Genomic DNA, 9,950 nt, shown 5'->3' with positions numbered 1-9,950 from the left:
TGGTGTCGACAGACAGATTGAAGTGGGGACCGAGACAATGGAAACCCGGTGCGGCGGAGGCCGGCGAGCTGGCGGAGTACTCGCACCAGTCACTCAGACGCAGGTTGACTTCGTCGATGGCATGGGTTTCATTGTTGGCGGTTGCCGTGCCGTTAATGATCCGGATCCGGGTATCGGCATTCTGATAATCGCCAAGGCTGACGACCCTCGTCACTTCGTTGGTCTTGATACCACCGTTGACTCCCGGGAACTTGGCAACCGTCACCCAGCTGGAGGTGATGTTGGTGCCGGTGGAGCCGGTGCACTGCTGATCCGCAGCACCAGCGCCAGTTCGCACCTGAACCCACACTTCGTCTCCCGTATCAACCTGAGCCGTGCCTGACTGCTTGAAGGAGAGGGTGGCCCTACCGAGATTGCCGCTGAGATTGGCGGGTCGGCAGATCGCATTCTGAAGCGCGGTCATCTTGCCGCCAACGCCGAGCTGGATGTGGCTGTTCCCACTGGTGGAGGCCAGCTGAACACGGCCTCCACCGGCATTGGTGTCGTCTTTGTTCTGATCCATGGCATACCACTGCCAGTTGCTCACGTTCACCCAGTTCGGGTGGGCGATGGGCGCGGTGATGTTGGTGTAGGCCGATTTGTAACGCGTGCTGGCCGTGCTTCCCCCGGTCATTCCCTGGAAGTTCTCCAGGTTCTCCACCGTGCCGGCCGTGCCGCTGATCGCACGCCAGGAGGTGTTGGTGCAGGGCCCGGTGCCGCCGATGTTGGTGGGAGACTCATTGCACACCTCAACGCGGGGCGGTGAGGTGTCATCGCGGGTGCGGAACCGGAATTTATAACCGCTGGCACCGGGGGGATTGAGGGTGGCGTATTCCTTCTGACTCGCAAGGCGGGTGCTGGGACCACTGCCGGTGGTCCAGGTGAAATTATATTTGCCCGTTGTGATCTGACTACCGATCGCAGGCAGGGTGATCGCCGAAGGAACGATGGGGATCCCCGAAATCGAGCGTCCGAGGATATCGTCCTGAGTGCCGTAGAAGGCGCCGGGTTTGGCATTCTTCAGCCCGACCCAGGTGCTGCTGCAACCTTTTGAACTGCCGATCCAGCGGGCCGGATCGCAGACATCGGGAACCGCCGTGGAGAACTGGTTGGGCACCACCCGATTGGAGGCCCGATCAAACGGATCGCCATCCTTGGCAACGACGCCGAGGGCGTTGGAGATGTCGGTGATCTTGGTGCTGGATACCCGCTTGGTGAAGCGGTCGTTGGCGGCATTGCTCCAGATCGTGCCTCCATTGAGGCCCACGATCATGCCGAAGTCCACGCCGCACAAGCGGCTCTCGCCGCCAAGAGATTGGCTAGAGATTGAGGGATCCTTGCTACCCTCCAACTGTCGCCCTCCGGAGTTACCAGAACCAAGTGCCGCCCCACAGCACTTGGGCAGCACTTCAAATTCGCGCGTCACGGTGGCCGTGGATTGCACCACGCCGTTTCTGATCACCTGGCCTTCTACCGTAAGGGTGATATACCCCTTGTTGAACCCGGCTTGTTTGATGGCAGCAGGATCATTACCATCAGGATCCCGCAGGTTGATCAGATCGCTGCTGAAGGTTCCCTTGTTGACTGTGGTGGACGAGCCAGCCGTGGTGGTTACCGAGTCGCTGCGGCGGTCGGGGTTGCCAGGCTGACCTGCCGCAAACGTGACCGACTTGAGGGCAAACCGACGATCTCCGGTGTTGGCCACCAAGGTGTCCAGATTGCGGAACTGGCCATCACCGAGACTGCGGGCCGTGGCCGAGGGAAGGCCGGGGGGATTGTTGGTCTTGTCGCGGCAGGGGCTGGTGAAATCGGCCGAGGACCACTGATTCAGCTTCTGGCCGGACACCAGCATCTTGCGGTTTTCCACCTGGTTGAGCACCGCGATGATCTGGTCGGCGCCGGCTTCGGCAACCGAGAGAGCGTCACTGCGCGTGTCCTGCTTCCGGCTCGCCAGCAGATTGTTGGCGGTGAGTGTGGTGAGCCCCACCGTTCCCGCCACCAGGGCCAGCAGGATCAGGATGCCGGCCAACATCGAAAATCCCGTCTCACCACGGCGCCCCCTGGAACGGGCCGCGAGCAGTTGCAGCAGAATTTGAGGTGTCACGGCACGAACCAGCAGCAGACCCTGTGGAAATTCAGTGTTACGACACCACGGGCCCAGGGATCAAGCCTAGGGCATTCCCCAGCGATGGCGACAGGTGCCGAGCGGTCACAGCAGCTTTGAGCAAGCGTCGCAGGGCATGGCCGCCTCAACCCTCCACCGAACCGCGGGCTTTCAGGGTCTGGTCGAAGTATTGATCCAGCATGGTGCCCGGCAGCAGGGGCCCCTCAGTGAAAACCAGCCCCACCAGGGTGTTGTAGCTGCGGGTGTTGACCCACTGCACCCGGGCCGCCAGGGAGATGTTCTGGTGCTGCTCGTAATCGCTGATGTCGAGGAGCACGGCTTCGTTGGCCACCACCTCCAGCGAGCCCCGCCGGATCACGCAGGCCCCCGTGCGGCTGATGTCACCCACCGTCACGTAGACCGTGCGCCCGGTGGACAGCCGGATGCTGGCGGAGACCCCCGGGGGCAGAACATGGCGCAGCGCCGTGCGCAACTCTTCCAGCTGTCCTTGGCCTTCGGCCTCTTCTGGTGACATCCAGGCAGCTGTCAACTTCAACACATCCATGTTATCTGCCGGTCCCCGCGGTGCCATGGCCCTGGGCCCCTGGCACGGCGGTGGGGCGGTTCCCGCAGAATGGGACCAACGGAGCCGGGCGACGGAATGGGTGTACTGACGGCGTTGGCGATCCTGGCGGGCCTGATCCTGGTGCACGAAGCCGGCCACTTCTTCGCCGCCACCTGGCAGGGCATCCGGGTCAGCGGCTTCTCGATCGGCTTCGGTCCGGCCCTGATCCAGCGGCGGCGGCGCGGCGTGCTGTTCGCCCTGCGGGCCATTCCCCTGGGAGGGTTCGTGTCCTTCCCCGACGACGAGGAGGACAGCACCATTCCCGCCGATGACCCCGACCTGATGCGCAACCGGCCCCTGGCCCAGCGGGCCCTGGTGATCGCCGCCGGCGTGATCGCCAACCTGCTGCTGGCCTGGAGCGTGCTGCTGGCCCAGGGGCTGGTGCTCGGCATCCCCTCCGGCTTCAGCACCATCCCCGGCGTGGTGGTGGCCGCTGTGCAGCCCGGCCAGGCGGCCGCCGGCTCCGGCCTCCAGCCCGGCGACCGCATCGTGACGGTGGACGGCACCCCCCTGGCCGGCGGGCAGGAGGCGGTGCTGGCCCTGGTGGACCGCATCAAGGACGCCCCCGGCCGCACCCTGCGCCTGCAGGCCGACCGCAACGGCACCACGGTGACCCTGCCCCTCACCCCCACCGACAACGGCGGCATCGGCCGCATCGGCGCCCAGCTGCAGCCCAACGGCAGCGAATCCTTCCGGCCCCCCACCAGCCTTCTGGAGCCCGTCCTGCAGGCCAACCACGACGTCGTGGCCCTCACCCGCCGCACCGTGGAAGGCTTCGGCACCCTGCTCACCCACTTCGGCGAAACCGCCCCCCAGGTGTCGGGGCCGGTGAAGATCGTCGAGATGGGGGCGTCCCTGGCCAGCCAGGGGGGCAGCAGCCTGTTCCTGTTCACCGCCCTGATCTCGATCAACCTGGCGGTGCTCAATGCCCTGCCCCTGCCCCTGCTCGACGGCGGCCAGTTCGCCCTGCTGCTGCTGGAGGGGGTCCGGGGCCGCCCCCTCTCCGACCGCTACCAGATGGCCTTCATGCAGTCGGGCTTCGTGTTCCTGGTGGGCCTCTCCCTGGTGCTGATCGTCAAGGACACCAGCCAGCTGCCCGCCATCCAGCAGCTGCTCAGCCGCTGAGGTGCCCCGCTTCCCCAGCCCCCGCACCCGGGCGCCGCTGATCCTGGAGCGGCTCGGCGTGCTCTACCCCGACGCCACCTGCTCCCTCGACTGGCGCACCCCCTGGGAACTGCTGGTGGCCACGATGCTGTCGGCCCAGTGCACCGACGAGCGGGTCAACAAGGTGACCCCGGCCCTGTTCGAGCGCTTCCCCGATGCCGCCGCCGCCGCCGCCGTCGAGAGCGAGGCGGTGGAGCCCTACGTGCAGTCCACCGGCTTCTACCGCAACAAGGCCAAGCACATCGTGGCCGCCTCCCGCCTGCTGATGGAACACCACGGCGGCTCCGTGCCCGCCTCGATGGAGGAGCTGCTGCCCCTGCCGGGGGTGGCGCGCAAGACCGCCAACGTGGTGCTGGCCCACGCCTTCGGCATCAACGCCGGCGTCACGGTCGACACCCACGTGAAACGGCTGGCCAACCGGCTCGGGCTCACCCGCCACGCCGACCCCAAGCGGATCGAACCCGATCTGATGAAGCTGGTGCCGCGGCCGGAGTGGGAGACCCTCTCGATCCGGCTGATCTGCCACGGCCGGGCCGTCTGCGGGGCCCGCAAACCCCGCTGCGACGGCTGCGGCCTGGCCGATCTCTGCCCCAGCCATCCGGGGCCGTGAAGCAGGGGGGGCCGGGCGGGCCAGACGGTACGATGGCGGGCTGAAGTTTCCCCCTCCTCCGGCCGCATGGCGAAGAAGTCGATGATCGCGCGTGACGTCAAGCGCCGCAAGATCGTGGAGCGTTTCGCGACGCGCCGTGCCGCCCTCAAGGAGGCCTTCGATGCGGCCGGCGATCCGATGGAGCGCCTGGAGATCCACCGCAAGCTGCAGTCGCTGCCCCGCAACAGCGCCCCCAACCGCATCCGCAACCGCTGCTGGGCCACCGGCAAGCCCCGCGGCTTCTACCGCGATTTCGGTCTCTGCCGCAACCAGCTGCGCGAGCGGGCCCACAAGGGTGAACTCCCCGGCGTGGTCAAGTCGAGCTGGTGAGCCGGGGGCTTCGGCCCTTCCACCGCAACGGCTTTCGGTCGCAGCAGGCGCCCCTGGAGGGCGCCTTCTTCATGGCCGGGCGGGGGTGGATGCGAGAATGCCGGGCGACAACAAAACGGACATAACGCCCAGTGCAAGGACACACTCAGTCGATCTCCTTCGATGGTCGGGAGATCCGGCTGACCAGCGGCCGATTTGCGCCCCAGGCCGGGGGCTCGGTGATGGTGGAGTGCGGCGATACGTCGATCCTGGTCACCGCCACCCGCTCGAAAGGCCGCGAAGGCATCGATTTCCTGCCCCTGATCTGCGATTACGAAGAGCGTCTCTACGCCGCCGGCCGCATCCCCGGAAGTTTCTTCCGTCGTGAGGCCCGCCCCCCCGAGCGGGCCATCCTCACCTGTCGCCTGATCGACCGGCCGATGCGACCCCTGTTCCCGGGCTGGCTGCGCGACGACCTGCAGATCGTCGCCACCTGCATGTCCCTGGATGAGCGGGTTCCCCCCGACGTGCTGGCCGTCACCGGTGCCTCGATGGCCACCCTGCTGGCGAAGATCCCCTTCATGGGCCCGATGGCCGCCGTGCGCGTCGGCCTGCTGGGTGACGACTTCGTGCTCAACCCCAGCTTCCGCGAGATCGAGCGCAGCGAACTGGATCTGGTCGTGGCCGGCTCGCCTGCCGGCGTGGTGATGGTGGAAGCGGGAGCCAACCAGCTGCCCGAACAGGATGTGATCGAGGCCATCGATTTCGGCTACGAAGCCGTGGGCGAACTGCTGCGGGCCCAGCTCGAGCTGCTCAAGGAACTGGGCATCGAGCAGGTGCTCCCCGAGGAGCGCAGCGAAGATCCTGCCCTGCCCAGCTTCCTGGAGAAGGAATGCGCCGGTGGCATCGGTGAGGTGCTCAAGCAGTTCAGCCAGACCAAGGCCGAACGCGACGAGAAGCTCGACGCCATCAAGGCCGAAGTGAGTCACAAGATCACCGCCCTCAAGGAAGACGATCCGATCCGGATGGCGGTGAGCAGCAACGGCAAGGTTCTGGGCAACACCTACAAGAGCCTCACCAAGAAGCTGATGCGGCAGCAGATCATCACCGAAGGCAAGCGGGTCGATGGCCGCAGCCTCGACGAGGTGCGCCCGATTCAGGCGGCCGTGGGTGTGCTGCCCAAGCGCGTCCATGGCTCGGGCCTGTTCCAGCGTGGGCTCACCCAGGTGCTCTCCTGCGCCACCCTCGGCACCCCGAGCGACGCCCAGGAGATGGACGATCTCAACCCCATCAGCGAGAAGACCTACCTCCACCACTACAACTTCCCCCCCTACTCGGTGGCGGAGACGCGCCCGATGCGCTCCCCCGGTCGCCGCGAGATCGGCCACGGCGCCCTGGCCGAGCGGGCCCTGATCCCCGTGCTGCCCTCCAAGGAGAGCTTCCCCTACGTGCTGCGGGTGGTGTCGGAGTGCCTCAGCTCGAACGGCTCCACCTCGATGGGTTCGGTCTGCGGCAGCACCCTGGCCCTGATGGATGCCGGCGTGCCCCTGGCGGCCCCGTCAGCGGCGCCGCCATGGGTCTGATCAAGGAGGGCGAGGAGGTGCGGATCCTCACCGACATCCAGGGCATCGAGGACTTCCTCGGCGACATGGACTTCAAGGTGGCCGGCACCGAGAAAGGCATCACCGCCCTGCAGATGGACATGAAGATCTCCGGCCTGGCGGTGAAGACCGTCGCCGAAGCGATCAACCAGGCCCGCCCGGCCCGGCTGCACATCCTCGGCAAGATGCTCGAAGCCATCGACAAACCCCGCGACGTCCTCTCCCCCCATGCCCCGCGCCTGCTCAGCTTCCGCATCGATCCGGAACTGATCGGCACGGTGATCGGCCCCGGCGGCCGCACCATCAAGGGCATCACCGAGCGCACCAACACCAAGATCGACATCGAGGACGGCGGCATCGTCACGATCGCCAGCCATGACGGCGCCGCCGCCGAGGAGGCCCAGCGCATCATCGAGGGCCTCACCCGTCGCGTCAGCGAAGGGGAGGTCTTCAACGGCTCGGTCACCCGGGTGATTCCGATCGGTGCCTTCGTGGAGATCCTGCCGGGCAAGGAGGGGATGATCCACATCTCCCAGCTGTCCGAATCCAGGGTCGAAAAGGTCGAAGACGTGGTCAACGTCGGCGACCAGGTGACGGTGCGGGTGCGGGAGATCGACAACCGCGGCCGCATCAACCTCACCCTGCGGGGCGTGGAGCAGCAGGAGCCGGCGGCGGTCTGACCGTCACGGGGCCTGGCCGCGCGGCTGGGCCCTCACACCGCGAAGCCGGGATCGATCGTCGCCATCGCCGCCGCGGCGCGCCGGCAGATGTCGGCATGGGCCGTGCCGTTGCTGGCGATCAGGCAACCGGCCTGGCGCACATCGCCGGTGTTGTAAAGCAGCGGCCGGCCATCGGCATGGTCGAAGCCGCCCCCGGCGGCGCGCAGCACCGCCTCCGGGGCGGCCATGTCCCAGTCCTTGGGGGCGCTGCGGCCAGAGAGCGAAATGTAGAGGTCGGCCTCCCCCCGCAGGATCGTGGCCACCTTGCCGCCGACACTGCCGATCGCCAGGCTGCGGGCGGGCCGCAGCTTGGCCAGCAGCTGCTCCAGGCGGTCGTCGCGGTGGTTGCGGCTGGCCACCAGCACCAGATCCTCACTGCGGCCGCTCAGGGCAGGGGCGAAGCGCTCGCCGGCCCGGTTCTCCCGCCAGGCCTCCCCCGCCCCCGTCCCGGCCCCACCGGCGCCAAGCAGCCCGAACCAGAGCTCCTCGGGCTCCGGCAGCAGCACCACCCCCAGCACTGGCCGCTGGCCGTGCACCAGGGCCAGGTGGACGGCGTACTCGCCGGTGCCCTGCAGGAAATCCTTGGTGCCATCGAGGGGATCGAGGAACCACAGCCATTCGGCGTCCAGCGGCTGGCCCGGCACCAGCACCTGGGCGGCGGTCTCCTCGCTCAGCAGGGTCCAGCCGGCGGCTGGGAAGGCCTGCTCCAGGCCATCCAGCAGCCAGCGGTTCACCGCCAGATCCGCCGCCGACACCGGCCCCTCGCCGCCATGGTCGACGCTCAGGGCCGGCGGGAAGCCGTAGGGGGGCTGCTCACCACGGGCATAGGCCCGCAGGATGTCGGCCGCCCCCCAGGCCAGCCGACGCAGCTCCGCCAGCAGGGGCTCGAGACCGACGCCGTCGGGCAGGGCGAAGGGAGACGGCATCATGGGGACCGGAAAACGGCATTGTGCAGGACCCGGTGCAGGAGCACGAACCCGCCGCCGGCGTCCTCTATCTGGTGGGCACCCCCATCGGCAACCTCGACGACCTCTCCCCCCGGGCCCGGCGGGTGCTGGCCGGCGCCAGCCGGGTCGCCTGTGAGGACACCCGCCGCAGCGGCCTGCTGCTGCATCACCTCGGCATCCGGGCGCCCCTGCTCAGCTTCCACCAGCACAACCAGACGGCCCGCATCCCCCAGCTGCTGGCGGCCCTGGAGGCGGGCGAAGCGATCGCCCTGATCAGCGATGCCGGCCTGCCGGGGGTGTCGGATCCCGGCCAGGAGCTGGCGGCCGCCGCCCGCGCCGCCGGCCGCCAGGTGATCTGCATCCCCGGCCCCAGTGCCGTCACCACCGCCCTGGTGAGCAGCGGCCTGCCCTCGGGCCGCTTCTGCTTCGAGGGATTTCTGCCCCCGAAAGCTGGCCCCCGGCGCCAGCGGCTCGAGGCCCTGGCCGGCGAGGAGCGCACGATGGTGCTGTTCGAAGCCCCCCACCGGCTGCTGGCCCTGCTCGAAGACCTGCTGGCGGTGCTCGGCGACCGGCCCCTGCAGGTGGCCCGGGAACTGACCAAGCGCCACGAGGAACAGGTGGGCCCCAGCGTGGCGGCGGCCCTGGCGCACTTCCAACGCACGCCGCCCCAGGGGGAATGCACCCTGGTGCTGGGCGGTGCCCCGCCGCCAGCGGCCCCCGTCTGGGACGACACCGCCCTGCGCCAGGCCCTCGAGGAGCTGGTGCGGGGCGGCCTCAGCAACCGGGAGGCCGCCCGCAGCCTGGCCGAGCGCAGCGGCCACAGTCGCCGGGCCCTTTACGCCCTGCTGCACCAGGACCCGGCAGACTGCTCCCCTCCCCCTGCGACGCCGTGATGCTTCTGCGCCTGCGCCTCCTGTGCGGCAGCCTGCTGGGCGGCACCCTGCTGCTGACCCTGCTCTGCCTCGGGGCCCAGAACCTGGAGGAGCGGCCCCAGCTGCGCTTCGGCTTCGCCCGCAGCGCCCCGCTGCCCGCCGGCTTCATCGTGGGGGTGGCCCTGGTGCTGGGCGTGATCAGCGGTGGCGCCAGCGCGGCCCTGCTGCTGCCGGGAAACACCCCCGCCGACGAGGGCTGAGGCCTCAGCTGCCGGGAAGGGCGTAGAGGGCACCCTCGATCACCACCCGGCTGATGCCCTGGGCCAGCAGGTAGGGGGCCGTGAGTTCGAACACCTTGAGGTCGGGCACCTTGATCACCCGCTGGGTGCGGCCGCACTGGCGCTTGGCCTGGCGGGGGTTGAGGAACACGACCAGCGCCTGGCGCTCCAGCTCGGCGTCGGGGAGCCGGCCCAGCTCGGGAAACTCGCTCAGGGGCCGGGCCTGCAGCTCCACCGTCTTGTCGACCAGCATGTAGGCGCTGGAGGGCAGCGCGGCGGCCACCAGGGGCTGGAGCCGCCCCTCACCAGCCGCCGTGTCGCCGTCGTCGAGCAACACCACGGGGATGGGCTGGAACGGGTTGATCTCGCCGTCGGCCCCATCCTCACCGTCGTCGTCGTCGCTCGTCAGCAGGTCGTCGTCGTCGGCACCGAAATCGTCGGCATCCTCGATGGCGAGCACCGCGGGGCCGTCCTCCGCCACCACCTCGGCCCGCACCGGGGCGGGAACGGACAGGCGCCGGGGGGGATCGGGCAGCACCTTGCGAACCGGTGCGGGCTCGGGCGCGGTGTCGGGCTCAGGCTCGGGCTCCTCGGGGGCAAGGGTCTCGATAGGTTCCGGGGTGGGTTCGGGGGCCGGCGGCTC

The 9,950-nt window shown here is 68.7% G+C and carries 9 protein-coding genes and 1 pseudogene; 6 read left to right on the top strand and 4 right to left on the bottom strand.

Annotated elements, in window-relative coordinates; genetic code table 11:
- Both KBZ04_RS10025 and KBZ04_RS10020 read right to left on the bottom strand, forming a co-directional pair.
- The coding region (locus KBZ04_RS10025) for a hypothetical protein (protein ID WP_254991793.1) at nucleotides 1-2,143 on the bottom strand (2,143 nt) is incomplete at its 3' end.
- Between the two features lie 145 nt (nucleotides 2,144-2,288).
- Nucleotides 2,289-2,678, bottom strand: a complete 390-nt coding sequence (locus KBZ04_RS10020) for a PilZ domain-containing protein (RefSeq protein ID WP_254991792.1) — start codon at nucleotides 2,676-2,678, stop codon at nucleotides 2,289-2,291.
- 126 nt (nucleotides 2,679-2,804) lie between these two features.
- On the opposite strand from KBZ04_RS10020, the gene rseP reads away from it, so the two are divergent.
- The 4 genes and pseudogenes from rseP to KBZ04_RS10000 all read left to right on the top strand — a co-directional run bounded on the left by rseP (nucleotide 2,805) and on the right by KBZ04_RS10000 (nucleotide 7,171).
- Nucleotides 2,805-3,893: an RIP metalloprotease RseP gene (gene rseP / locus KBZ04_RS10015; RefSeq protein WP_254991791.1), complete on the top strand. Its 1,089-nt coding sequence runs from the start codon at nucleotides 2,805-2,807 to the stop codon at nucleotides 3,891-3,893.
- Nucleotide 3,894: 1 nt separating this feature from the next.
- The gene (gene nth, locus KBZ04_RS10010; RefSeq protein ID WP_254991790.1) at nucleotides 3,895-4,542 is read left to right on the top strand and encodes an endonuclease III; all 648 of its coding nucleotides are present in this window, start codon (nucleotides 3,895-3,897) and stop codon (nucleotides 4,540-4,542) included.
- Nucleotides 4,543-4,608: 66 nt separating this feature from the next.
- The gene (gene rpsN, locus KBZ04_RS10005; RefSeq protein ID WP_254954972.1) at nucleotides 4,609-4,911 is read left to right on the top strand and encodes a 30S ribosomal protein S14; all 303 of its coding nucleotides are present in this window, start codon (nucleotides 4,609-4,611) and stop codon (nucleotides 4,909-4,911) included.
- A gap of 131 nt (nucleotides 4,912-5,042) precedes the next feature.
- Nucleotides 5,043-7,171, top strand: a pseudogene (locus KBZ04_RS10000) (polyribonucleotide nucleotidyltransferase).
- Between the two features lie 32 nt (nucleotides 7,172-7,203).
- Here the strand turns inward: KBZ04_RS10000 and KBZ04_RS09995 are convergent.
- A complete protein-coding gene (locus tag KBZ04_RS09995; protein WP_254991789.1) occupies nucleotides 7,204-8,139 on the bottom strand; it encodes a 3'(2'),5'-bisphosphate nucleotidase CysQ in 936 nt (311 codons plus the stop codon).
- Nucleotides 8,140-8,159: 20 nt separating this feature from the next.
- Between KBZ04_RS09995 and rsmI the strand changes: the two genes are divergently transcribed.
- On the top strand, nucleotides 8,160-9,050 hold the full coding sequence (gene rsmI, locus KBZ04_RS09990; RefSeq protein WP_254991788.1) for a 16S rRNA (cytidine(1402)-2'-O)-methyltransferase: 891 nt from the start codon (nucleotides 8,160-8,162) through the stop codon (nucleotides 9,048-9,050).
- On the top strand, nucleotides 9,050-9,289 hold the full coding sequence (locus KBZ04_RS09985; RefSeq protein ID WP_254991787.1) for a hypothetical protein: 240 nt from the start codon (nucleotides 9,050-9,052) through the stop codon (nucleotides 9,287-9,289). Before rsmI ends, KBZ04_RS09985 begins: the two co-directional genes overlap by 1 nt.
- 4 nt (nucleotides 9,290-9,293) lie before the next feature.
- Here the strand turns inward: KBZ04_RS09985 and KBZ04_RS09980 are convergent.
- A partial coding sequence (locus KBZ04_RS09980; protein WP_254991786.1) for a hypothetical protein occupies nucleotides 9,294-9,950 on the bottom strand: 657 nt, incomplete at its 5' end.

Source organism: Cyanobium sp. N5-Cardenillas, assembly GCF_024345515.1.
GTDB lineage: Bacteria > Cyanobacteriota > Cyanobacteriia > PCC-6307 > Cyanobiaceae > Cyanobium.
Note: the sequence above shows the minus strand (reverse complement) of the source record. Positions and strands in the feature narration are given on the sequence as shown.